At 58.8% G+C, this 22,789-nt stretch carries 22 protein-coding genes and 1 tRNA gene; 8 read left to right on the top strand and 15 right to left on the bottom strand.

Going from position 1 to position 22,789, the window contains the following annotated elements; genetic code table 11:
- Nucleotides 1-139 precede the first annotated feature (139 nt).
- Nucleotides 140-523 carry a winged helix-turn-helix transcriptional regulator gene (locus tag F3H58_RS01175; protein WP_065655871.1) on the top strand — a complete coding sequence of 128 codons (384 nt, stop codon included), beginning with the start codon at nt 140-142 and terminating at the stop codon, nt 521-523.
- 17 nt (nt 524-540) lie between these two features.
- Here F3H58_RS01175 and F3H58_RS01180 read toward each other — a convergent pair whose 3' ends face one another.
- Both F3H58_RS01180 and F3H58_RS01185 read right to left on the bottom strand, forming a co-directional pair.
- Nucleotides 541-963 (bottom strand): GNAT family N-acetyltransferase, encoded by a 423-nt coding sequence (locus tag F3H58_RS01180; protein ID WP_149741320.1) that lies wholly within the window; start codon nt 961-963, stop codon nt 541-543.
- A 105-nt stretch (nt 964-1,068) separates the two neighbouring features.
- Entirely contained in the window at nt 1,069-1,422 is a 354-nt protein-coding gene (locus F3H58_RS01185) for a DMT family protein (protein WP_003507620.1), read from the bottom strand.
- Nucleotides 1,423-1,687: 265 nt separating this feature from the next.
- Between F3H58_RS01185 and uvrB the strand changes: the two genes are divergently transcribed.
- Nucleotides 1,688-4,654, top strand: a complete 2,967-nt coding sequence (gene uvrB, locus F3H58_RS01190; protein ID WP_149740939.1) for an excinuclease ABC subunit UvrB — start codon at nt 1,688-1,690, stop codon at nt 4,652-4,654.
- Here uvrB and F3H58_RS01195 read toward each other — a convergent pair.
- The 3 genes from F3H58_RS01195 to F3H58_RS01205 are packed head-to-tail and all read right to left on the bottom strand — an operon-like array spanning nt 4,651 to nt 6,636.
- Nucleotides 4,651-5,361: a hypothetical protein gene (locus tag F3H58_RS01195; protein WP_149740940.1), complete on the bottom strand. Its 711-nt coding sequence runs from the start codon at nt 5,359-5,361 to the stop codon at nt 4,651-4,653. The two genes, uvrB and F3H58_RS01195, sit on opposite strands and share 4 nt — an antisense overlap.
- Nucleotides 5,362-5,369: 8 nt before the next feature.
- The gene (locus tag F3H58_RS01200; protein WP_149740941.1) at nt 5,370-6,200 is read right to left on the bottom strand and encodes a hypothetical protein; all 831 of its coding nucleotides are present in this window, start codon (nt 6,198-6,200) and stop codon (nt 5,370-5,372) included.
- A 13-nt stretch (nt 6,201-6,213) separates the two neighbouring features.
- Entirely contained in the window at nt 6,214-6,636 is a 423-nt protein-coding gene (locus F3H58_RS01205; RefSeq protein WP_149741321.1) for a DUF1801 domain-containing protein, read from the bottom strand.
- Between the two features lie 141 nt (nt 6,637-6,777).
- Here F3H58_RS01205 and F3H58_RS01210 point away from each other — a divergent pair, with 141 nt between their 5' ends.
- On the top strand, nt 6,778-7,233 hold the full coding sequence (locus F3H58_RS01210) for a PRC-barrel domain-containing protein (protein ID WP_003522438.1): 456 nt from the start codon (nt 6,778-6,780) through the stop codon (nt 7,231-7,233).
- Nucleotides 7,234-7,392: 159 nt separating this feature from the next.
- Entirely contained in the window at nt 7,393-8,001 is a 609-nt protein-coding gene (locus F3H58_RS01215; protein WP_149741322.1) for a DUF922 domain-containing Zn-dependent protease, read from the top strand.
- An 8-nt stretch (nt 8,002-8,009) separates the two neighbouring features.
- Here F3H58_RS01215 and F3H58_RS01220 read toward each other — a convergent pair whose 3' ends face one another.
- Nucleotides 8,010-8,612 carry a J domain-containing protein gene (locus F3H58_RS01220; RefSeq protein ID WP_003522436.1) on the bottom strand — a complete coding sequence of 201 codons (603 nt, stop codon included), beginning with the start codon at nt 8,610-8,612 and terminating at the stop codon, nt 8,010-8,012.
- Nucleotides 8,613-9,007: 395 nt separating this feature from the next.
- Between F3H58_RS01220 and F3H58_RS01225 the strand changes: the two genes are divergently transcribed.
- A complete protein-coding gene (locus F3H58_RS01225) occupies nt 9,008-9,361 on the top strand; it encodes a nuclear transport factor 2 family protein (protein ID WP_003522435.1) in 354 nt (117 codons plus the stop codon).
- Between the two features lie 91 nt (nt 9,362-9,452).
- Here the strand turns inward: F3H58_RS01225 and F3H58_RS01230 are convergent, their stop codons facing one another.
- Both F3H58_RS01230 and F3H58_RS01235 read right to left on the bottom strand, forming a co-directional pair.
- Nucleotides 9,453-10,022: a hypothetical protein gene (locus F3H58_RS01230; protein ID WP_065655864.1), complete on the bottom strand. Its 570-nt coding sequence runs from the start codon at nt 10,020-10,022 to the stop codon at nt 9,453-9,455.
- Between the two features lie 270 nt (nt 10,023-10,292).
- Nucleotides 10,293-10,368: transfer RNA gene (locus F3H58_RS01235), tRNA-Thr, on the bottom strand.
- A gap of 213 nt (nt 10,369-10,581) precedes the next feature.
- On the opposite strand from F3H58_RS01235, the gene F3H58_RS01240 reads away from it, so the two are divergent.
- Nucleotides 10,582-12,321: a GGDEF domain-containing protein gene (locus tag F3H58_RS01240; RefSeq protein WP_149740942.1), complete on the top strand. Its 1,740-nt coding sequence runs from the start codon at nt 10,582-10,584 to the stop codon at nt 12,319-12,321.
- Between the two features lie 30 nt (nt 12,322-12,351).
- Here F3H58_RS01240 and F3H58_RS01245 read toward each other — a convergent pair whose 3' ends face one another.
- From F3H58_RS01245 to F3H58_RS01265, 5 genes are all read right to left on the bottom strand, one after another.
- Nucleotides 12,352-13,461 (bottom strand): endonuclease/exonuclease/phosphatase family protein, encoded by a 1,110-nt coding sequence (locus F3H58_RS01245; RefSeq protein ID WP_003522405.1) that lies wholly within the window; start codon nt 13,459-13,461, stop codon nt 12,352-12,354.
- 216 nt (nt 13,462-13,677) lie between these two features.
- Nucleotides 13,678-14,706, bottom strand: a complete 1,029-nt coding sequence (locus F3H58_RS01250) for an ABC transporter ATP-binding protein (protein ID WP_149740943.1) — start codon at nt 14,704-14,706, stop codon at nt 13,678-13,680.
- A complete protein-coding gene (locus F3H58_RS01255) occupies nt 14,694-16,388 on the bottom strand; it encodes an ABC transporter permease (RefSeq protein WP_149740944.1) in 1,695 nt (564 codons plus the stop codon). The genes F3H58_RS01250 and F3H58_RS01255 overlap by 13 nt, the downstream gene beginning before the upstream one ends.
- Nucleotides 16,389-16,397: 9 nt before the next feature.
- On the bottom strand, nt 16,398-17,381 hold the full coding sequence (locus F3H58_RS01260; RefSeq protein ID WP_149740945.1) for an ABC transporter substrate-binding protein: 984 nt from the start codon (nt 17,379-17,381) through the stop codon (nt 16,398-16,400).
- 146 nt (nt 17,382-17,527) lie between these two features.
- Nucleotides 17,528-18,772, bottom strand: a complete 1,245-nt coding sequence (locus tag F3H58_RS01265) for an aminotransferase-like domain-containing protein (RefSeq protein ID WP_003522401.1) — start codon at nt 18,770-18,772, stop codon at nt 17,528-17,530.
- A 273-nt stretch (nt 18,773-19,045) separates the two neighbouring features.
- Here F3H58_RS01265 and F3H58_RS01270 point away from each other — a divergent pair, with 273 nt between their 5' ends.
- Together F3H58_RS01270 and F3H58_RS01275 are read left to right on the top strand one after the other, a co-directional pair.
- On the top strand, nt 19,046-19,498 hold the full coding sequence (locus F3H58_RS01270) for an RbsD/FucU family protein (RefSeq protein ID WP_149740946.1): 453 nt from the start codon (nt 19,046-19,048) through the stop codon (nt 19,496-19,498).
- A 108-nt stretch (nt 19,499-19,606) separates the two neighbouring features.
- Entirely contained in the window at nt 19,607-20,638 is a 1,032-nt protein-coding gene (locus F3H58_RS01275) for an endonuclease/exonuclease/phosphatase family protein (RefSeq protein WP_149740947.1), read from the top strand.
- Nucleotides 20,639-20,708: 70 nt separating this feature from the next.
- Here F3H58_RS01275 and ilvC read toward each other — a convergent pair whose 3' ends face one another.
- Entirely contained in the window at nt 20,709-21,728 is a 1,020-nt protein-coding gene (gene ilvC, locus F3H58_RS01280) for a ketol-acid reductoisomerase (RefSeq protein ID WP_046798127.1), read from the bottom strand.
- A gap of 49 nt (nt 21,729-21,777) precedes the next feature.
- Nucleotides 21,778-22,431, bottom strand: a complete 654-nt coding sequence (locus F3H58_RS01285; RefSeq protein WP_003507581.1) for a TetR/AcrR family transcriptional regulator — start codon at nt 22,429-22,431, stop codon at nt 21,778-21,780.
- Between the last annotated feature and the right edge of the window lie 358 nt (nt 22,432-22,789).

Consider the following 22,789-nt stretch of genomic DNA (forward strand, 5'->3'; position numbering starts at 1 on the left):
TGTCACTATCGTTACCGGTCTAGATTATAGACCTAGAAGAAGAGCTATGGTATCGCAGCCATAGCCGCAAGAAGTCAGCGGCGGCTGATCTGGTCACATGGCGATGACCTGCAAGGGTAAAAGGGCAAGGGGTAAGGACATGGCGGATACGCAGACGAAAGAGGTTTTTGCCTTCGACCAGCCCTGCCCCATCCGCGATGTGCTCGACCGTATCGGCGATCAATGGAGCCTTTTGGTTCTGGAAGCCCTGCAGGGCGGCGTGCTGCGCTTCAACGAGCTGAACCGCAGGATCGACGATATTTCCAAGCAGATGTTGTCCCGCACGCTGAAACGGCTGGAAGAGGATGGCTTCATCCGCCGCACGCTTTATGCCGAGGTGCCGCCGCGCGTTGAATATGAGCTGACCAATCTCGGCCGCTCGTTTCTGGTGCCGATGCAATTGCTGGTGCAATGGGCTGACGAGAACCACGTTCGCATCTGCAAGGCCCGCCTGCAATATTCCGAAAACGACAATCGCGGCTGACCGGGAGCAGACCGCGTCTATCCCAGCCGGTAAACCTTGCAGACCAGCCCCTCCGGTTGGCGATAGGTCGTAAATCCCATGGCGTCGTAATAGCTTTGGCCGAGCATGTTGTCCGCACCGATGCTGGCATCGATATTTTTAAGGCCACGCGCCTCCGCTGCGCTGCGCGTTGCCGCGAAGAGGGCGGATCCCACGCCTCTTCGCGCCGCCTGCGGGCTGACATGGGTGCCGATGATGCCCCAGCCTTCCGCCACGCCATAGGGATTGTCCGTGCGCGCATAACGCAGCGACTGGAAGCCCAGGATACGCCCGTCGCCGTCCTCGGCGACCGAGCATTCGATACGGTCGGCGTGCTGGAGGTAATTCTCCAGCACCGCCGTAATGTCCGTCGGCGCTTTTCGGAGGCCGGCCGAGAATATCTCGTTCTGAACCGCCGCCATTCCCCTTGCATCGTCAACTGTCGCAGGCCGTATTTTCATCGATACATCACCCATATCCGTTGCGACTGGTTCCGGGCCGGCAAGCGCCGGGGTATTTTTTCCTTTTCAGGAGCGGAAAATGAAGGACGCACCGAAAGCGATCAGCGCGAAACCGATCACGTGATTGATGGTGATGCTTTCCTTCAGCCAGAAGATAGAAAACAGCGCGAAGACCGCGAGCGTGATGACTTCCTGAATGGTCTTGAGCTGCGCGGTCGAATAGACCTCCGAACCGATGCGGTTGGCGGGAACGGCAAGCACATATTCGAAGAAGGCGATGCCCCAGCTGGCGACAATCGCCAGGAAGAGCGCGCTGCCCTTGTGCTTGAGATGGCCGTACCAGGCGAAGGTCATGAAAACATTGGAGGCGATGAGCATCAGGACAGGCCAGATATGGGCAGGGCTGATTGAGAACGGCATGATGGGTCCTGGAAAAAGGAGGGATGTCATGAAATGCGGCAGAGAAGGCAGTCAGAAGGGAACCCTCATTCCGCCCGTATGGATTTGCTCTAGCGCATCCGCCCGAAAACCGAAATCGATTTCCGACGGATTTGAACAAAGCTGTCTTCAGCCGCTACGCAACGCATCCGGCCGAATTTTGTTCCGCACGCTTCGTTTCCTTTTTGTACTCATTTTTTCACCGCATCCCCTTCCCTTTATGCGTGACTCCCTCCATATTTCGCCTATGGCCAGATCACCGAAAAACTCCACCTCCTCGCCCTCGGGCTTCGAGGAAGCTCCGCAATCGTCCTTCGAAGGCGCGCCGCTCAGCGGCAGCGTCGCCGATTGGGTGAAGCAGCTCGAGGCGGAAGCGGAGGCTTCCTCCGTGGAAACCCAGCGCGAAATCGCCTCGAAGGCGGGCAAGCACCGCAAGAAGATCGAGATCGAAGCGCGCAAGGAGGCCCAGAAAGCCCCCCCGAAGACGGCCAAGAACACCACGGCCTCCAAGACCGCACGCGGCGTTTCCGTCGGCGCATCGAGCGATCCGAAAACCCGCGCCGCCGCCGGTCTCAATCCGGTCGCCGGCATGGACGTATCGCTGGAGGATGCCGCCAACCTTGCGCCCGGCGCCGTCACCGCCACGGTGGACGCGCTCTCGAAGCTGATCGAGAGCGGCAATCCGCTGTTCAAGGACGGCAAGCTGTGGACGCCGCACCGCCCGGCCCGGCCGCCGAAATCGGAAGGCGGCGTGCCGATCCGCATGGCTTCAGAGTACAAGCCCGCAGGTGACCAGCCGACGGCCATTGCCGACCTCGTCGAAGGCATCAATTCCGGCGAACGCAGCCAGGTGCTGCTCGGCGTCACCGGCTCGGGCAAGACCTTCACCATGGCCAAGGTGATCGAGGCGACGCAGCGACCAGCCGTCATCCTTGCGCCCAACAAGACGCTGGCCGCGCAGCTCTATTCGGAGTTCAAGAACTTCTTCCCCGATAATGCGGTGGAATATTTCGTCTCCTACTACGATTATTACCAGCCGGAAGCCTATGTGCCGCGCTCCGACACCTTCATCGAGAAGGAATCCTCGATCAACGAACAGATCGACCGGATGCGCCACTCCGCCACCCGCTCGCTGCTGGAACGCGACGACTGCATCATCGTCGCCTCGGTCTCCTGTATCTACGGTATCGGTTCGGTCGAGACCTATACGGCCATGACCTTCCAGATGCAGGTGGGTGACCGGCTGGACCAGCGCCAGCTTCTGGCCGACCTCGTAGCCCAGCAATACAAACGCCGCGACATGGATTTCCAGCGCGGCTCGTTCCGCGTGCGCGGCGATACCATCGAAATCTTCCCCGCCCACCTTGAAGATGCCGCCTGGCGCATATCGATGTTCGGCGACGAGATCGATTCCATCACCGAATTCGACCCCTTGACGGGCCAGAAGACCGGCGACCTGCAATCGGTCAAGATTTACGCCAATTCGCACTATGTGACCCCACGCCCGACGCTGAACGGCGCGATCAAGTCGATCAAGGAAGAGCTGAAGGGCCGCCTCGCCGAACTGGAAAAGGCCGGGCGTCTGCTGGAAGCCCAGCGGCTGGAGCAGCGTACCCGCTACGATATCGAGATGCTGGAAGCGACCGGCTCCTGCGCCGGCATCGAGAACTATTCGCGTTATCTCACCGGCCGCAATCCCGGCGAACCGCCGCCGACCCTGTTCGAATATATCCCTGATAACGCGCTGCTGTTCATCGACGAAAGCCACGTCTCCGTCAGCCAGATCGGCGGCATGTATCGCGGCGACTTCAGGCGCAAGGCGACGCTGGCCGAATATGGCTTCCGCCTGCCCTCCTGCATGGACAACCGGCCGCTGCGCTTCGAGGAATGGGATGCGATGCGCCCGCTCACCGTGGCGGTTTCGGCAACACCCGGCTCATGGGAGATGGAACAGTCCGGCGGCGTCTTTGCCGAACAGGTCATCCGCCCGACCGGCCTCATCGACCCGCCGGTGGAAGTGCGCTCCGCCCGCAGCCAGGTCGACGATGTTCTCGGCGAAATCCGCGAGACCGCCGCCAAGGGTTATCGCACGCTCTGCACCGTGCTGACCAAACGCATGGCCGAGGACCTGACCGAATATCTGCATGAACAGGGCGTCCGCGTCCGTTACATGCACTCGGATATCGACACGCTGGAGCGCATCGAAATCATCCGCGACCTGCGCCTCGGCGCCTTCGACGTGCTCGTCGGTATCAACCTGCTGCGTGAAGGCCTCGACATTCCCGAATGCGGTTTCGTCGCCATCCTCGATGCCGACAAGGAAGGTTTCCTGCGCTCGGAAACCTCGCTGATCCAGACCATTGGCCGCGCCGCCCGTAACGTCGACGGCAAGGTCATCCTCTATGCCGACAACATCACCGGCTCGATGAAGCGGGCGATGGAGGAAACCTCCCGCCGCCGCGAAAAGCAGATGGCCTACAACGCCGAACACGGCATCACGCCGGAATCGGTCAAGGCGAAGATTTCCGACATTCTTGATTCTGTTTATGAGCGCGATCACGTAAGGGCCGATATTTCTGGCGTTTCCGGCAAGGGCTTCGCCGATGGCGGCCATCTCGTCGGCAACAATCTGCAGGCCCATCTCAACGCGCTGGAAAAATCCATGCGCGACGCCGCAGCCGATCTCGACTTCGAAAAAGCCGCCCGCCTGCGCGACGAAATCAAACGCCTCAAGGCCGCCGAGCTGGCGACCATGGACGACCCGATGGCCAAGGAAGAGGCCCGCGCCATCGAAGGCGGCGGAAAAAACAACAGACGCAGCCACTTGTCGATCTCCCCACCGGAGGGTGAGACATCCGGCAGGACAGAGACGGACGCCGCAGCGAACGAAAGCGGCAAATCCCTCTTCGCCAAACCCTCGCTCGACGAAATGGGCCCCGGCTCGGATGCGGGAAAACCGCTATTCCGCAGGAACACACTGGATGAGATGACGGTGGGCAGAACCGAAAAACCCGTGCGCGGCGCGTTGCCCGACAAGCCCGAGACCGAACCCGGCAAACGGTTCTCACCGCTTCTCGAAGGCCAGCCGGAGCGCGCCACGGACGATCCCCGACCGCTGGTACGCGGCAAGATCGGCGCGGGTTCCTATGAGGACGCCGGCGAGCAGAAACGCAAGAGCCGAACCAAGGGCAAGACGGGCCGGCCGGGGCGTTAGAGAGGAGTTTTCTTTTTTTTCGCTGTTTTTATCTTCCACTCCTTTAAGAAAGCTATTGTTTCTTCAAAGTGCCTCGACATCGTAACGTTTGGAAGAAGACGCCTACGTATCAGCTCAGATATTTCTGGATCGCCACCGAAGTACTTAGCCAAATAAAGAACGACATACCCTCTATTTTGCGGAAATGACTTGTTAATAAACCCATCAATAAATTTTAATAGCTTTCTTTTTTTTATATTTTCGCCGAACAAATCTGCATCATAGACAGCACGAAATTCCCTTACAACACCAAATGCATACTTTCCCTTTTCAAAATACAATTCATCAATCAGATTCTCAAATCCATGATTGTTTATGTAAAGTTTAATTATAGCTACCAACCTTTCTTCTTGTCGCTTCATTCTATGGATGAGAGCAATCTCTTTCTTAATCTGCAAATCAGTTATTTTGTCTATTAATTCGAGTTCGTCTCGAGGAAAGACACTGATGCCATCAAAATTATATCCATCTATTTTCGTTTCCTTATCATATATTATCTTGGACAGGTCCAAATTTAAAAATGTCATTCCTCTTAAATCTTGTCCCCGTATATCAGCGCCCGATATATCCGTCCCATAATAAAAATGCGTTGGATCACTACCAGCCAATTCCGCCAGACGCCTAAGATCGCCAGACTCCGAGTCGAAAAGTTCAAGAATCTTGTTCAACCAATGCATCACACGCAGGTCCGATCTACAGCGATGTAAGCAAGATCTATAGAGCAGAACGGGTCAGACAAATCACCGCTATTCAACCCTTCGCTTACAAGCATGCTCCGTATGTATGCTTGAGCAGCAATCAATTTATTTTTGAAAAAAGATCCTGACTTAATCATACTCCACTTACCCTCATCTTTTATGGAGATATCAGAAATAACGATATCCTCTCGCAGGCATCTTACTCGTATATTTACAACCGGAGGAATACCCTTTCTCTGATCGACTCTCTTATCAACTAGAGTAAGACGAGGTTCTTCAATGACCTTCCATGGCCTACCTCTCAATACACTGTTAACTTCACTGAACATCTCCCAACGATAGTGCCCATCTACAGTGAGGGACTGTTCAACAGAAATCGGTCGCAATAACTGCTTTTTTTCAAAAACTTCTTCGGCATCGGAGTTCATTGAAGCATTTATATTCCCGTCAAGTTCTGCGCGAACTCCCAAAGTGCTAAGTTTGCTAGACAACTTTGCGGAAGAGGACATGCCAGACGTACGATGAACGCGCGAGGTCTTGGTACCCTCGATAGCGATGCTGTCCCTCGCGACCGAACTTGGAATTGCCACCAGCGGTTCATTCTCAGGAATAATAACAATTAGTTCCGCACGCCTAACACTAAGCCTGAAACGAATCTTAGACGCCTCCTCTCCGCCAATACGACCTTCCTTAAAAACAACGTCAGCATGCAAATTAACCTGAGACGGGTTACCACCGGGCTGTTGCCACGCCTCCAAGCTTATAACCTCGGAAAGGATTCGTTTTCTATTACCTAGTGTATTCTCCAAGCAGAACCCTCCTTTAAATCCCTTCAATCTTTACTTTTTTCCCGGCAACATTCAACGCCACCGCCGCCCGGATCAGCGCCGCCAGCGCCTCCTCATCCACGACATCCCCCTCGTGAAAATCAATCGCCCGCCGTGTGTTTCCCTCCAGACTTGAATTGAACAGGCCCGCCGGGTCCTCCAGCGAGGCACCCTTCGCAAATGTCATCTTCACCGCGCTTTTGTAGGTTTCGCCGGTGCAAAGGATGCCCGCATGCGACCAGACCGGCACGCCGCGCCATTTCACCTCTTCCACCACCTCCGGATCGGCCTTCCTGATCACCGCGCGAATATGCGCGAGCGTTTCACCGCGCCAGTCGCCGAGCTCCGCGATCTTGCGGTCGATGAAGTCCGACGGTGCGGTCTCCTCTGCATCTTTCGCCACCGTGTTTTTCGCCATGACATCCTCCCGATTTCGACGCACGCCTGTTCCTTTTTTCAGCATAGACGAAATTTTCCTGTCCTCCCATGAGGAACCAAATCCGCCTCCCATCGTTTCCTCCCCGAACGCAACGTTCAGCATACAAAGGGAAGAAACATCATGAAAATCAAGGTCATCGCTCTCGCTGCCGCAGCAGCGCTCTCCTCTTCCGTGGCTTTTGCCCAGACGGCCACTACTGCTCCTGCTGCCGGCGCGGACGCCACTTTGTCCGGCCCTGGCATTACCATGGGCACCAAGGCCAGCGGCCCGCTGAAGTTCGTCAATGTCCAGAAGACCGACCTCACCGCCTCCCAGCTCGATGGCATGGACATCTACAACGCCCAGAACGAAAACATCGGTGAAATCGAAGATGTCGTCATCGGTGACGGCAAGTCGGTGATCGGCCTGGTGGCCAGCGTCGGCGGCTTCCTCGGCATCGACAAGAGCTATGTGGTGCTCGACCCAGCTTCCGTCGCGGTCCACAACGACAACGGCACCTGGAAGGCCTATGTCGACACCACCAAGGAAGCGCTTCAGAACGCTCCGAAGCTCGATTACGACAAGCTGGACGACTGATTACCCCTGCAGTCCGCAAGCTTGTCCCCCCGCGCCCTGTCGCGGGGGTTTTCATATGTGGCGACCTATCGGGAAACCTGGCACTCCCCGCCGGAGGGCCCTTGCCTGACGGCGCGCCTCTCGCCTATCTTCGGCGCGCAAATCATCAAGGATCGCTGCGTGCCCGCCAATAGCCTCTTTTCCTTTGCCATCAGCACCGCCATCACGCTCGGCGCCCTGCCGCTGTCAGCGCAGGCGGCCGACTGGAAACCGGTCGAGCAGATAAAAACCTATGCCATCAGCGGCAATTCGGGCGGTGCGCTTTATCAATCGATTGGCGAGCGCGGTCCGACCGCCGGTGTGCAGGCGATTGCCCACACCACCTTCAAGCTGACATGGCGGCGGGATTACCGTCCGCAGCCGGATGGCGCCTGCGTGCTGGCCACCGCAAGGCCCAATCTCACAATCATCTACACCTGGCCGAAAGCGCCCGCCAATCTGCCGCCCGCCGTCGCCGCCAGCTGGAGGACCTTCATTTCCGGCGTGGAAACCCATGAACGCGTCCATGGTGACCATATTCTCGACATGGTGAAAAAGATCGAAGCCTTCAGCATCGGGTTGAGGGCGGAGAACGATGCCAAATGCCAGAAGGTGCGCGCCGTTCTGCAACAGCGGCTGGGTGAGCTTTCCAACGAGCAGCGCCAGCGCGGCCGCGATTTCGACCGGGACGAGCTTTCCCCCGGCGGGCGGGTGCATCAGCTCATCCTCGCCCTCGTCAACGGCCCCTGAACAGCCGCCTATTCCGCCGCCTCGCCTTTCAGCAAGGGCTCGGCCAAAGTCACGCTTTCCAGCTCGTAGGAATAACCTTCGAGCATCGTATAGGCCTGTTCGATTGCCTCGATCTGGGCTTCGGCATTACGGATGGCTTCGGCGATGGACTGGCTGCGGGCGCGCAGCATCGAACTCAGCACATCGGTTTCCGGCTTGCGGCCGAGACGGTCCATATGTTTGCGAACCCGGGTGCGGTGCCGTTCCAGCTCGAGAATATGGAAACGGCTTTTCAGAATATCGTCGGTCAGCTTGCGGCGCATGGCGGCCACGGGGTCGAAACTGCCGGGTTCGCGTTCGTCCAGAATGAATTCATTCACCAGCGTTTCCAGCATCAGCAGGCCCTTGAGGTCCTTGGCGTCGGCAAGCTGCGGATCGTAACCGGTATCGTCGAATACCTTACGGCGCACCGGATCCTTCAGCAGCTCATAGGCCGTCTGCAGGCGCGCGAATTGCTCGGCATCGCCGCCGCTATCGGGATGCGCGGCCTTGGCCACCTTGCGGTAGGCCGACTTGATCGCCGCCTCGTCGGCATCGCGCTCCACGCCAAGCAAAACATAGGGATCAATCACAAAAACACCTTCAAACGCAAACTGTTACCCGCATGCCCAACACCGCTACCGTTTGGCACGCGGGCGGATCATAGGCCAATTCCGCCCGGCGCGGCACCCCGCCCGGGCGGTTAAACCGGCAAAGCCCACACAAAGCCTCGCGGCGCGCCGCATAATAACGGGCGGAAAAGCCCTTGATGCCGAAATTTGTCGGACCCAAGGCGACTATAATGACAGGCAGGACAAAATTGTGGAAAGCGGCGGCAAAACATGCCGCACGGTTTCGCACCGCGCCTGCCGCAACCGGCGGGAAACACCGCAGGAAGAAGCGTAACCGGCGCGTTTTCAGGCGGTTATGGTGGAAAGACGCCAACGGGTGTAAGCTTGGCCTTTGGATTAGAAGGGAGGATGATCCGATGCCGCAAACGATTACCCAGACCGTCACGGACTATGTCCATGCCATGGCCTATGCGGATGAGAGCCTGATGCGTGACGTTTTCGACCCGCGCGCCAGCATCGTCGGAACCTTCGAAGGCGAGATCGAATGGCTGTCACTGGAGGACTTTGTCGACCAGATGCGCAAAAGCGAACGCGGCCTCCCCGATCACGATCCCGCTTTTGAAATCATGGGCATCGACAAGGAAGGCGACAGCGCCTCGGTGAAACTGACGACCCGTTTCGACGGTATGGATTTTTACGAATATCTGTCCCTGCTGGAACGCGACGGCAACTGGTCTATCGTGCACAAGCTCTATCACATAAAGCCGTAGGCGATCATCGAAACCGCCACCCCGCATTGCGCGCTTGCGCGTTCCACTCGCAGCCGCGGCTCGCGATCCGGTTACTTTGCCACTGAAGGAGCTAGAACAGGTCGCTGTAGATCGCTGTTATCCAGAGCGCGTTAAAGAAGAGCCAGATAACACCGAGCCACATGATTTTGCGGCTGCTATCGGTTCTCATCGCCACAATCGCGATAAGCAGACCGCCGACTATCCTTGCCAGATACCATGGCCCAAGCTGTTCGAAATGTTCCCTGCCCTTGATGTAGGTGTCCACCAGATCGAAGACGAACGAGGCGGCAAACAGGGCAAAGAACGCATGTCGCCTGCGCACGAAAAAACTTTCCCGTTCGGACAGCTCCTGAATGTGATCGGGATAAAGCAGCGTCGACATCAAAAAGAACAGCGACGTGTAGACCAGAACGAAAATGTAAATCCAGAAATTCCAGTTGTGGATCAGCCGCAGGGCAAATTCCCACCACCAGAAATGCACAGCTCCAAGAAGCAGGGCAATCGACCAGACGATCTGCGCATGCATACGGTCGGTTTTCTGCGGCTCCTGCAACCTTCTGGAAAGTCCGGACAACACCCTGGTAATGGCCAGGCCGAGGATGAGGCTTACCAATATCCGCAAATGACCATATGCATCCATTGAAAGCGCCCGCTTTGCTCAACTTATCTGCCGAACAATATGCTTAAAACTTGGGGCTTTACAACTCTGGCGGATTCCCCGCCCTTCCCGATCTCGCCTTCTGGTGGGCTAAACCGGCTTCCCGGTGCGAAAGTCTCCCGGGCTGGCAGGCCGAAGCCGGTCACTCCAGTTTCCTCAGGGCTCAACCACCGGCGGCGGCAAACGCAAAGCGCCACCCGTCACACGGTTCATTCAACCAAATAGATTTCAGGATTAAGCGATTGATTTTACTGGTGCCCCCGGCAGGGTTCGAACCCGCGACCCCCTGATTACAAATCAGGTGCTCTACCAACTGAGCTACAAGGGCAAGCCAGTGCCTTGCCAACTATCAGATTCTGACTTGGTGTAAAGTAAAAACTAACGCCGTGGCACCGACAGACCGCTTTTCCACACCGTGGCCGGCCGGGCTGTCCGCATGATCGCAATTGTAGCAAAAGGCCCGGAAAATAAGCGAAGTATTTACGCAGCACCACTAGAATGGCGATGAAACATAACCATTCCAGTGAGAACAACGCATCATATGCGCGCAAGCATACAGAAAATCCAGCTGACGGGCACGATCATCATCGCCGTAAGCTCCATCCTGCTGGCAACCCTTGCCGCGCTGCCCAGCGTCCATAATTATCTGCGTTATCGCACAAATGCCGCGCAGCTCAGCCGCTTTGAAACTGCTCTCCAGTCCGCATGGCTGGTGTCGGCCGAGCGAGGCCCCGCCAATAATCTGATGGGCGCATCCGTGCCGGATGCAAGGCTAACCGAAGGGCTTGCCGCCGCGCGCAAGGCAACGGACGACAAGCTGTCGGAGCTGGAGCAATCCTTCGCCAACGATATCAGAACACAGCCTGAACTGGCGAAGTCGCTTGCTGATACCCGCCAGAAGCTCGAGCAATCGCGAGAGCTGATCGATCAGGTTGCCGCGCTCCCCCCTGACGCGCGTAACCACGGCGCAATGTCCAATGCGATTGCATCGATGTTCAAGGCGGCGGACAGCGTCAATCTGCTGCGCGGCAGGGCCGCACGCGCCATCATCAAGGTGACGCCCGACGTGGCGATCGACATCGCCATGACGGGCACGGCGGGCGTGATGCGCGACCGGATCGGCCGCCTCGGTTCCTATGTCATCATGAGTCTCAAGGCGAACCGGCAGGAAACGCTCGGTTATCGCGCCAAGTTCGATACCGAGATGCAGAGCCTGCTGTCGCTGAAAGCATCGCTGACCAATTATACCGCCGCCTATCTCTCGACGCCGCGGCTGGACGGCGCATTGCGCGATCTTGAAACCCAATATTTCGGTCAGGCCTTGCGTTACGCGCAGAACACGATCGTGATGGCGGTGCCATCCGCCCAGCCAAGCGCGCTTGAATTCTCCAGAAACTATATTGCCGGCATGCGATCGTCCGACACCCTGCGCGACCTTATTCTGTCCGAAACGCGCGCGCGGATCGAAAAGAAAAAGCAGGAGGCCATGATCTATGGCGGAACCTCGCTCTTTCTCGCCGGCATCGCTGTGCTGGTGCTGTTGCGGCTGACATCGGTTTACAAAACCGCGCTGTTCCGTCCCATGCAATCCGTCCAGACGCAGATCGCCGCCATCGCCGGCGGTGATCTTTCCGAGGGCAATCATGAGGACAGGGTTGCGCCGGAAGTGAAGAAGATGTTCGAGGAACTGGATTTCCTGCGCGAACAGCTTCGCCAGAAGGGCGAAATGGAAAACCAGCAGCGTGCGCTGGCCGAGCAGCTGCGCACTCTTTCCGAAACCGATGCGCTGACGGGCGTCTTCAACCGCCGCGCACTCGAAAAGGCGGTTCGCTCCATATTGACGGGCGAGGAGCAATGTCAGTCGCTCGGCGTGATGATTGTCGATATCGACCATTTCAAATCGATCAATGACCGTTACGGCCATGCCATGGGTGACATCGCGCTTCAGAAGACCGCTGGCCTGTTGCGCAGCGCATTGCGCAAGCACGACATTCTCGCCCGATATGGCGGTGAGGAATTCGTCGTCGTGCTGCAGGATGTCAGCCACGCCACGGCGACGGCCACCGCAGACCGCCTGCGCCGCCTGATCGAAGCCCAGACCATCGATGAGCAAAGCGGCCTGTCGCTGACGGCAAGTTTCGGCGTGGTCTGGCAGGAAGCGCGTGCGATCAATAGCTGGGACGAGTTGATCGCCATCGCCGACGACCGGCTTTACGAAGCCAAGCGTGCGGGCCGCAACCGGGTCTGGGCAACCTATTTCCCAAAGGTCGCGAACGGCTAACAACATCGCCGGCGGCAGACTTCGCCGCGACTAGATCAAATCCAGCGTCATGACCACGGGGCAATGATCGGAAGCCTTGGGGCGATCCCAGCCAGTGCGGGGATAACGTTCGACCTCCTGCCCCGGCGGGAATATCGTCCGGAAAGGTTGCCCATTGCGAATGATTTCGGGAACATGCGTGGCGTTCGTCTCCGCCAGACGCGGGGACAGCCAGATATAGTCGAGCTGGCACAGATGCTGTTCCTGCGGCCCGCGTGAATGGTAGAGCGTCCAGCGATCCATGACGTCACGGCGCATCATCGGATTGACCACGAAACCATCGGCCGAGAGGATATCGAGCGCGCTGCGCTCCTCCTCGACCGGCGTGAAGCTGTAGCCGCTGCGCCTGTCGCCGGAAATCGCGACACGCTCCTGATAATCGTTCAGATCGCCGCAGATCGCGAAATTCTTGTTGCGGGTGTTGCCCACACCCCAGCGGTTTTCAATGATACGGCGCACGGCCATGGCCTCCGCCTCGCGGATCGGCATGGTGGCGATACGGGCGTCGACGGCATCGCGGGCATTGGTCATGGATTTGAAATGCGTGACGTAAAGCGTCAGCGGCTTGCCGCCGATCCTCAGATCGATTTCCAGGCAATCCCGTTTGAAAATCTTGTCGTCGATCTGGTTTGTGGCGGCAAGCGCGGGATTGAAGAGATCGAGATTGCGATAGGTCAGCGCCGCATGGCTCTTGATGTCGACCACCTCGATCCTGTCGCCGTCGCGCGTCTCCTCGCGCATGACAACGGCGACATCGATGCCGCGGCTGTCATTGCCCTCGACCAGATATTTCTGCAGATAGCCATTGCCGACCATGCGGTAGAGATAGCCATATTCAAAGGCCTGCAGCGCCGCCATGTTATCGACTTCCTGCAGGCAGAGAATATCGGCGTCGGCATCGGCAATGGCGAGTGCCGAAAGCTGGCGCGTGTCGTCGGTGGAAGAGACCATCCGCGCGCTTTCCAGCGCCTGATAGGTCGCCTCGTCGCGAATATCGAAAAGCTGGATCGCCCTGTCGCGCCGCGTCTGGTTGCGAAAGCCGGTGAAATCGAAACGGGTGAGGAGATTTTCGATATTGAAGGTGGCAAGCCGAAGCGACATGAATCAATCCTATTGCTACAGGGAAAGCTTAGCCGGTGTCGCTCCGCCTCGCCAGTAGCCAGGGCCACGTCCTTCACCCGCCCTCATTCCTGCGCTCGTCACAGGAATCCAGTCAGCCCAGGTCCTTAAACTGAAAAGAGCTCTTTTCGCCGCGCCGACGAGCGTCGGCTGGATCCCTGTGACAAGCACAGGGATAAGGGAAGTACACTTCTCACCCTAAAGCCGCCACGCCGCGCGAATGGCCACCGGCAGACGGTCTCCGACTGCAACCGCTTCGCGTGAATAGGCCCTGAGCGCCTGCCCATCCGGCAGGTCGAGACGCAGGGCATAACGCTCGCCCTCGTAGAGAACCGAGGTGACGGTGCAGGCGATGCCCTCTGCATCCCGCACCACATCCTGTGGCCGCACGAGAATATCCGCCTGTGGCGATTGCCTGCCGCTCTCCATCGCTGCCCGAAGCACCGACCATTCGAGATCGCGCGAAGTCCCTTCCGGCGCCGGCAATGTCACGATCGCCCCCTGCCCCACCAGCGAGCCGACCAGCCTGCCTTCGGGCCGCGCATAAAGCTCCGCCGGTGGCGCGACCTGCAGCAGCTTGCCCTGCGACATCACGGCAACATCGGTTGCCAGCGCCATGGCTTCCGCCTGATCGTGGGTGACATAGATCATCGTCGCGCCGGAGCGGATGTGAAACTCGCGGAATGTCTCCTCCATCTCCTGCCGCAGATGCCGGTCGAGATTGGCGAGCGGCTCGTCGAGCAGCACCACGTCAGGCTCGGTAACGAGGCAGCGGGCAAGCGCCACGCGCTGCCGCTGGCCGCCGGACAATTCGGCAGGACGGCGGTCGGCAAAGCTCTCGAGACGGACGGCGGCAAGCGCCTGGCGCACCTTCTCGCGATATTTCTCGCCCGAAATACCGCGCACCTTCAAGGGATAACCGGCATTGTCGGCAACCGACATATGCGGCCACAAGGCATAGGACTGGAACACCATCGCCATGTTGCGCCGCTCCGGCGGCACCATGCTGCCGGCATCGGCCAGCACCCGCTCGCCGAGCAGGATGGAACCGTCGGTCGGCTGTTCAAAACCGGCGATCATGCGCAGCACCGTCGTCTTGCCGCAGCCGGAAGGCCCGAGAAGAGCGAGAAAACCGCCGTCACGCACCGTCAGCGACACATCGTCCACGGCTGGTTTCGAACCGGCACCAAAACTCTTCGACAGGCGGTTGAGGATCAATTTCGCCAAGGGACCACTCCTTTTGGCAGATAGCGCCCCAGAATTTCCAGCAGAGCCATGAGGAAAATCACCATGATGACGACAAGCACCGAAAGTGCGGAGGCAAGATCGAAGCTGCCGCTGTCATCGAGATTGTAAATGAGCACGCCGAGCGTCTGGGTGCCGGCCGACCACAACAGTGCCGAGACCGTCAACTCGTTGCAGGCGATCAGGAAAACGAGGATGACCGATGCCCCCGCCGCAGGCCCGACCAGCGGCAGGATGATATCCTTCAGCCGCCGCCAGAAACCGGCGCCGGAGAGCCTTGCTGCCTCTTCCAGCGACGGATCGAATTGCAGGAAGGCGCTGACCATGGGTTTCAGGCTGACGGCGAAGAAGGAGGAGAAATAGGCAAGCAGAATGATCCAGATCGTGCCGTAAAGCGTGATGCCGACAAGCGGGATGGGGGCCGCGAAAAGCAGCACGAAGGAGACGGAAATCACCACCCCCGGCAACGCATAGGGAATATCCACCAGCGCCGACAGCAGGAACATGAAACGGCTCTTGCCGCGCACCAGAAAATAGGCCGTCAGCACCGTCACCGCCAGCAGGCAAAGCGAGGTGGCGGTCGCTAGGAACAACGAATTGCGGAAGGCGGTACGCGTCACGCTCTGCCGGTAGAGCAATTCCTCATAGGCATGCAGCGTCGCCGTCTTGAGGCTGAGCGGCACGCCATAGGCAGGCGCGAGCGAGCTTGCCACCAGCGCCGTCAGCGGCGCCACCAGCATGAAGAACAGCACGAACCACAGGGCAAGCTCCGCAGCCACCCGCCACAGCCCAAGCCGGAAGGTCGCCGCCTTGCCGGAAAGACCAATGATGCGATAGTCCCTGCCCTTCATAGCCCGTTCCTGCAAAGCAAGCCCGGCGACCGAGATGATGGCAATCATGGTGGAGAGGATGGCAATATCGCCGAAGGTGCTGGTGCCGAAACTGGCAAAACGGCTGTAGATCAGCGTCGGCAGGGTAAAGATCGAGGCGGGGATGCCGAGGATCGCCGGAATGCCAAAATTGCCGACACTGGAGACGAAGGAGATCGCTGCGCCGGCGATCAATCCCGGTGTCGACAGCGGCAGGATGATATCGAACAGCACCCGTCGCGGCGACGCGCCGGACAGCTTGGCGGCCTCGATGCCGTCCTGCGGCAAGGCCAGCAGACCGGCCCGCAGCGACAGATAGACGAGCGGCGCGTGCTGCACACCGAGCAGCAGCGCGATGCCCGCAATGGAATAAAGCGGCTGCGGCGATCCCATCGCCGGCGCAAGGCCGATCGCCTTCAAAAGCGTGCTCGATGGGCCGGTCATGCCAATCCACGACAGCGCCGTCACCTGTGGCGGTATCATCATCGGCAGCATGAACAGGAAGCTCAAAATCGACTTGCCGCGAATATCACAAAGCGTCAGTGCAAGCGCAAAAGCGCCGCCGATGCCGAGTGAAATCAGCATGCCGAAAAACGAGGTGGAGAGCGTGTTCAGCGCCGCATCCCAGAGAGCGGGATCGGCCAGAAGTCGCCATATGTCACCATTGAGTGATGAGACGATGCCGGTATAGGCGAGCCGGCCGAGCGGCAGGGCACTGAGCGCAAAAACGACACTCACCACAAAAGGAAACAGCCAGCGCGGCTGGCTGCTTCCATAAGCCTTGGAACGGGTCATTCCGCTATATCAGCCCTTGGAGCCGAAGATATCGGAGAAGGTCTTGAGGTCCTGTTCGGAGTTCTTCAGCGCGTCGGCGGCGCTGAGCGGCAGAACCTTGATCTTGTCGCGGGCCGGGAAACCTTCCGGCATGCCGGCATCGGCGCGAACAGGAATGTAGCCGAGCTTGACGAAGCCCTGCTGGCCCTTTTCCGAAAGCACGTAGTCAACGAACTTCTTCGCCGCCTCCTCGTGCTTCGTGCCCTTGATGATCGCAACCGGCTCGGTGACGGCCGAAACGCCTTCTTCCGGGAAGACGAACTCGACCGGCGCGCCCTTGGCCTTTTCGCGGATCGGCATGTAATCGACGACCACGCCATAGGCCTTTTCGCCCGATGCAACGGACTTCAGAACCGCACCGTTACCGCCGCCGGCAATGGCTTCATTGGCCTTCAGCTGCTTGTAATAGTCCCAGCCGAGGCCGTTGGCAGCGGCCAGCGTCTGCGCATGGATCAGCGCCGCACCCGAGGTCAGCGGGCTCGGCATGGTCACGAGACCCTTGGCTTCAGCCTTGGCAAGATCCTTCCAGCTCGTCGGCTTCATCGCGGCAGCCGTGTTGTACATGATGCCGGTGGTGATGAGCTTGGTGGAATAGTAGAAACCGTCCGCATCGTAGAGCGAAGCGTCGATATTCTTGGCTTCCGCAGACTTGTGGGCCAGAAGCTGGCCAGCCTGCTTCATGCGCTCGAGCGTCACGGTGTCGGCAATCAACAGGACGTCGGCAACTGGATTGCCAGCATTGATCTCAGCCATCAGCTTGGCCATGATCTTCGGCGTTCCGTCACGCACCCATTCGACTTCAAGACCGGGATTGGCGGCCTTGAAACCATCAACGGTCGCCTGCGCGTCCTCGTTGGGCTGGCTGGTGTAAAGCACCAGATCGGCAGCATTGGCAGCTGTGGCGATGAAGCCGAGCGACACGATGGCGGTGAAAGCGGAGAGCAGCGTTTTCATGGGTCCAGTCCCTGTTGTTTGGTGGGACCGCTAAAACATGATTGCATAACATGTATGTGACAGGCAGGATTTTTGGGGTGGGATTTCGATAGCCAAGGTCGAGGGTGCGGCTTACCCCCCTCTGCCGCTGCCGTAAGCCGCCGCCCTCAAATCGCCGGCAGCGCCTCACCCGTTTCCGCCTGGGCCGTCGCGATCAACCGGCCAAGCCGCTTCATGCCTTCCTCGATCATCGCCTCATTAGCGCAGGAGAAGCTGATGCGCAGCGTATTCGTGCCAGAGCCATCCGCGAAGAAGGCGCGGCCGGGAACGAAGGCGACCTTTTCCGTGGCGATGGATTTCGCCAGCAACGCCGCACCGTCCATGCCTTCCGGCAACGTCACCCAGATGAACATTCCACCTTCCGGCTTCGTCCAGCGCGTGCCCTTCGGCATATATTTGTCGAGTGCGGCCAGCATCGCGTCGCGGCGGGCGCTATAGGCTGCCTTGATCTTGGCGACCTGTTTGTCGAAGCCGCGCGAGGCGACACGTTCGATGGCGATCTGGTTGATGGTGGAGGAATGCAGGTCGGCTGCCTGCTTCATCAGCACCAGCTTGCGAATAACCGGCGCGGAAGCGACGATGTAACCGACGCGAAGGCCCGGTGCGAGCGTCTTCGAAAAGCTGCCGCAATAGATGGTGCGGGTGTTCTCAATGCCGCCCGAGCGGGCGATGTCGAGCGCCATGATCGGCGGAACAGCCTCGCCATCGTAACGCAGCGACTGATAGGCCGCGTCTTCGATGACGGCGATATCCAGCTCATCGGCTAGCGCCAGAACCTTTTCGCGGCCGGCCAGATCGACGGTTTCGCCAGTCGGGTTGGAGAAGTCGGCCGAGAGATAAGCGAACTTCACCGCGCCGCCGAGCTTGGCGGCGGTTTCGCGGTAAGCCTCGGGCGTACGGTTGCCGCCGGGGTTCAGCTGGTCGTAATTCGGCTCATAGGCGTTGAAGGCGGAAAGCGCGCCGAGATAGGTCGGCCAGGTGACCAGCGCCGTATCCTTCGGCGACAGGAACAGCTTGCCGAGATAATCGAGACCCTGCTGCGAACCGGAAACGATGAAGACGTTATCGGCGGTGCAGTCGATGCCGATTTCGGCCATTTCGCCCGCCAGCCATTCGCGCAGCGGCTTGTAACCTTCGCTCACTGAATATTGCAGCGCCGAGTTTACCTGCGAACCCGAAAAAATTTCCGCATAAGCCTGCTGGAACTCCTCTGCGGGGAAAAGAGCCGGGTCCGGAATACCGCCGGCAAAGGAGATGATATCGGGCTGCTCGAGCAGCTTCAGCAGCTCACGGATTTCAGACGCTTTCATGCGCGAAGAGCGCGTGGCGAAAATTTGTTCCCAATTAAGCATGGGTACGTTTCCTCTTGTGTCGTTTTTATGCGTGCATCTTTACAGAAATGTCGATACGTCAGCAATACTGACTTATCAGTTTTTCGAATTATTTCTGCCTCCCTGCACATTGTCCGCAACCGACCTGCCTTAAGACCCGATTTTGCGGACAAAGCCAAATACACCCTTGCGCAAAGCTTCACAATCACACCTTTGCGATTGACGCGGCATGGTTTTCCGGCTGGATTGCGCGCGCGCCGTAACACGGCGAAAGCATCATGGGAGTTTGACGACATGCTGAAAAATATCGACCCGGCGCTGAATGCCGATGTCCTGCACGCGCTGCGTGCCATGGGGCATGGCGATACGCTGGTAATCTCCGACACCAACTTCCCCTCCGATTCGGTTGCCCGCCACACGACTGTCGGCAAGGTGCTGCATATCGACAACGTCTCCGCAGCCCGCGCCATAAAGGCGATCCTCTCCGTCCTGCCGCTCGACACGCCGCTGCAGCCTTCCGTCGGCCGCATGGAAGTGATGGGCGCACCGGATCAGCTGGAGCCGGTGCAGGTGGAAGTGCAGAAGGAAATCGACGCGGCGGAAGGAAAATCCGCTCCCATGTACGGCATCGAGCGCTTCGCGTTCTACGAACAGGCAAAAAAAGCCTATTGCGTCATCACCACGGGCGAAACCCGATTTTATGGCTGCTTCCTTCTGACGAAGGGTGTCATCCCGCCGGCCACGTAAAGCCAAAAACGGGAAAATTGCGCCGGCCGCCCGCCTTCATGACAATTTCAAGTTGTTATGGCAAAAACTTCCACTAGGCTTGAAAAACCAACCGGAGGTGTGCGGATCATGACCCAATATGTCCTGGCGTTCTGGAATGTCGAAAACCTGTTTGCGCCGGAGGGTTATCCGGCGCGAGAGCCGTGGATTGCCGAGCGGCTGAAGAACGATCTGAAAGGCTGGACCGAGGACCTGTTCAAAACCAAGGTCAAACAGCTCGGTCTGATCATAAGCCAGATCGGCGGCGCGGGACCGGATCTGCTCGGTGTGTGCGAAGTCGAGAACCGTTTCGTTCTGGAGACGCTTGCGGAACATCTGAACGACCTCATGCCCGCGCGCTCCTACCGGGTCGTGCATGCCGATTCCAGCAAGGACCAGCGCGGCATCGATACCGCCTTCATCTATGACAGCAAAAAGCTGCTGATCAACGAGAACGAGATTTTCAGCCATTTCGTGATGCGCCGCACCGGCACGCGCGACATTACCCAATGCACCTTCATCACCAAGGGCGGCCGCCAGCTTATCGCGCTCTCCAATCACTGGCCGTCGCGCTCTGGCGGCGCGGTGGAGAGCGCCGGTTTTCGCATGACGGCCGGTGAAACGCTGGGCTATTGGCACCAGCGCATCAGGGAAGAAAAAGGAAACGACATCGCTGTCATCGCCTTCGGCGACTTCAACGACGACCCTTCCGATGCCTCACTGCGGTACCACGCCAATTCCACCCGCGAGCGCGACGATGTCGAAAACTCGCAATCGGCCATGTTCTACAATCTCACCTGGAATTACCTGCGCCAGCCGGTGGTCGATTCCGTCGGCACGGCAAGAACGATCTACGGCACGCTCTACTTCAACGGCGACGCCAATATCTTCGATCAAATCCTCGTTTCCCGATCGCTTTTAACCGGTAGCAGCGGCTTCAAAGCGCGTGAGGAGACGGCAAAAATAGAAGCCATTGCCGCCATGGTCAGCCACAGCAAGAATGAGGGGCCAATCCGCTTCGGCCTGTCGAAAGGCGATGCGGTCAAAAACGTCAATCTCGGTGGGTTCTCCGATCACTTCCCTGTTTCGGTGGTTATCGAGGAAGACGATACCATCGTTTGATAGCACATCGAAAACAAAAAGGCCGGAGCTTTCGCTCCGGCCTCCATATTTTCCCAACAAGCAATGAAGCTTAGTTGACGGCCTTGTCGACCAGCTTGTTCTTGCCGATCCAGGGCATCATGCCGCGCAGCTTGGCGCCGACTTCTTCGATCTGGTGGGCGTCGTTGTTGCGACGAATGCCCTTGAAGCGGGCGCCGCCGGCCTTCCATTCCTGCATCCACTCGGAGGTGAACTTGCCAGTCTGGATGTCGTGCAGAACGCGCTTCATTTCAGCCTTGGTGTCGGCGGTGATGATGCGCGGGCCGGTGACGTATTCGCCCCACTCTGCCGTGTTGGAGATCGAGTAGTTCATGTTGGCGATGCCGCCTTCATAGATCAGGTCGACGATCAGCTTCACTTCGTGCAGGCACTCGAAATAGGCCATTTCCGGTGCGTAACCGGCTTCGACCAGGGTTTCGAAACCGGCGCGGATCAGTTCGACGAGACCGCCGCACAGAACGACCTGTTCGCCGAAGAGGTCGGTTTCGCACTCTTCCTTGAAGTTGGTTTCGATGATGCCCGAACGGCCGCCGCCAACGCCGCAGGCGTAGGAGAGAGCGAGTTCAAGCGCGTTGCCGGAAGCGTTCTGGTGAACGGCAACGAGGCAGGGAACGCCGCCGCCCTTCTGGTATTCGCCGCGAACCGTGTGGCCGGGGCCCTTCGGCGCGATCATGACGACGTCGAGCGATGCCTTCGGCTCGATGAGGCCGAAGTGAACGTTGAGGCCGTGTGCGAAAGCGATTGCTGCGCCATCACGGATGTTGCCGGCGATGTCGGCCTTGTAGATGTCGGCCTGGAGTTCGTCCGGCGTCGCCATCATCAGGAGGTCGCCCCACTTGGCGGCTTCGGCAACGGTCATGACCTTGAAGCCGTCGGCTTCGGCCTTCTTGACGGTCGGCGAACCGGCTTTGAGAGCGATGACGACGTTCTTGGCGCCGGAATCCTTGAGGTTCAGCGCATGGGCGCGGCCCTGGGAGCCGTAACCGACGATGACGACATTCTTGGACTTGATGAGATTGAGATCGGCATCACGATCATAATAAACGCGCATTTTATGGTCCTTCCCTAATGCTTGTCTCTCAGTTGTCTGAACCGGAATCTCAGGCGGGTTTGCCGCTGAGTTCCGAATGTACCTTTTCCGTGCCGTAGAGGGTCAGAAAGGCGACGACCGCCTTCTTCGCCCGGGCGGAAAAATCCTTGTCCGGCGCCTCGCCCAGCAGCATGCGCACATGCAGATCCGAAACGATTAGGCCGTAAAAACTGCGATATGCCTCCTCGGCATCATCGAAACGCAGATAGCCGGAACGGCGACCCGCCTCGATCAACCCACGGGCGCGGCGGTCGATCTGGCGACGGCCGCGTTCCAGCAGCAGATCGCCGAGCTTCGAGCCGTCGCGGCTCGCCTGCCCTATCGCCAGACGGTTGAGCGCCAGCGACACATCGCCCGCCAGCACATCCAGCAGATCATGCGCGAAAACCTCGAGGTGATCGGCAAGCTGCGGTGCGGAGACGCGGTCACCTGCCTTTTCGAAGGTGCGGACCTTGCTCTGCTGAAAGGTGATCATCGCCGCCAGCAGGCCGTCCCGGTCGCCGAACCACTTGTACAGGCTTTCCTTGGAACAGTTGGCGGCACGCGCCAGCCCCGATGTGGTGAGCGCTTTCTCGCCGCCCTCGACCAATAGACGCAATGCCTGGTCCAGAACGGCGTTCTGGCGCGGCGAAAACTCCTGCGCTGTGATCGGGTCGGAAGCCAAGTCTTTTCCACTCCAGGGGCTCGATTAATGTACCGTACGGTACGGTTCGAGCGCCATTTAAGCGGAGGCTGCGTTGGGGTCAAGCGGATTCTTCAGGGGAGGATGAGAATTGACGCGGTGCGGCGGAGTATCACGGCAAGCTTGAGGTGAACCTCTAGGAGGTTTTGCGTTGGTAGCGGACCGAAGGTGCGTGGAGCCTTACCCCCCTCTGTCCTGCCGGACATCTCCCCCTCAAGGGGGGGAGATCGGCAAGGGTCCCTTTTGTCGCTTCATTCCAAGCTTCGAGATGGGCGAGACCTTGCCGCAGATCGATCTCCCCCCTTGAGGGGGAGATGCCCGGCAGGGCAGAGGGGGGTAA

It is taken from the genome of Rhizobium sp. NFACC06-2 (assembly GCF_900101425.1).
Classification (GTDB): domain Bacteria; phylum Pseudomonadota; class Alphaproteobacteria; order Rhizobiales; family Rhizobiaceae; genus Agrobacterium; species Agrobacterium leguminum.

Bases quoted from the DNA above. Each gene is read 5' to 3' on its own strand.
- F3H58_RS01180 (WP_149741320.1), bottom strand. From the start codon at position 963: ATGGCGGCGGTTCAGAACGAGATATTCTCGGCCGGCCTCCGAAAAGCG.
- F3H58_RS01270 (WP_149740946.1), top strand. From the start codon at position 19,046: ATGCTGAAAAATATCGACCCGGCGCTGAATGCCGATGTCCTGCACGCG.
- uvrB (WP_149740939.1), top strand. From the start codon at position 1,688: ATGGCCAGATCACCGAAAAACTCCACCTCCTCGCCCTCGGGCTTCGAG.
- F3H58_RS01210 (WP_003522438.1), top strand. From the start codon at position 6,778: ATGAAAATCAAGGTCATCGCTCTCGCTGCCGCAGCAGCGCTCTCCTCT.
- F3H58_RS01265 (WP_003522401.1), bottom strand. From the start codon at position 18,772: ATGCTTAATTGGGAACAAATTTTCGCCACGCGCTCTTCGCGCATGAAA.
- F3H58_RS01255 (WP_149740944.1), bottom strand. From the start codon at position 16,388: ATGACCCGTTCCAAGGCTTATGGAAGCAGCCAGCCGCGCTGGCTGTTT.
- F3H58_RS01185 (WP_003507620.1), bottom strand. From the start codon at position 1,422: ATGCCGTTCTCAATCAGCCCTGCCCATATCTGGCCTGTCCTGATGCTC.
- F3H58_RS01240 (WP_149740942.1), top strand. From the start codon at position 10,582: ATGCGCGCAAGCATACAGAAAATCCAGCTGACGGGCACGATCATCATC.
- F3H58_RS01230 (WP_065655864.1), bottom strand. From the start codon at position 10,022: ATGGATGCATATGGTCATTTGCGGATATTGGTAAGCCTCATCCTCGGC.
- F3H58_RS01225 (WP_003522435.1), top strand. From the start codon at position 9,008: ATGCCGCAAACGATTACCCAGACCGTCACGGACTATGTCCATGCCATG.
- F3H58_RS01245 (WP_003522405.1), bottom strand. From the start codon at position 13,461: ATGTCGCTTCGGCTTGCCACCTTCAATATCGAAAATCTCCTCACCCGT.
- F3H58_RS01275 (WP_149740947.1), top strand. From the start codon at position 19,607: ATGACCCAATATGTCCTGGCGTTCTGGAATGTCGAAAACCTGTTTGCG.
- F3H58_RS01260 (WP_149740945.1), bottom strand. From the start codon at position 17,381: ATGAAAACGCTGCTCTCCGCTTTCACCGCCATCGTGTCGCTCGGCTTC.
- F3H58_RS01175 (WP_065655871.1), top strand. From the start codon at position 140: ATGGCGGATACGCAGACGAAAGAGGTTTTTGCCTTCGACCAGCCCTGC.
- ilvC (WP_046798127.1), bottom strand. From the start codon at position 21,728: ATGCGCGTTTATTATGATCGTGATGCCGATCTCAATCTCATCAAGTCC.
- F3H58_RS01205 (WP_149741321.1), bottom strand. From the start codon at position 6,636: ATGGCGAAAAACACGGTGGCGAAAGATGCAGAGGAGACCGCACCGTCG.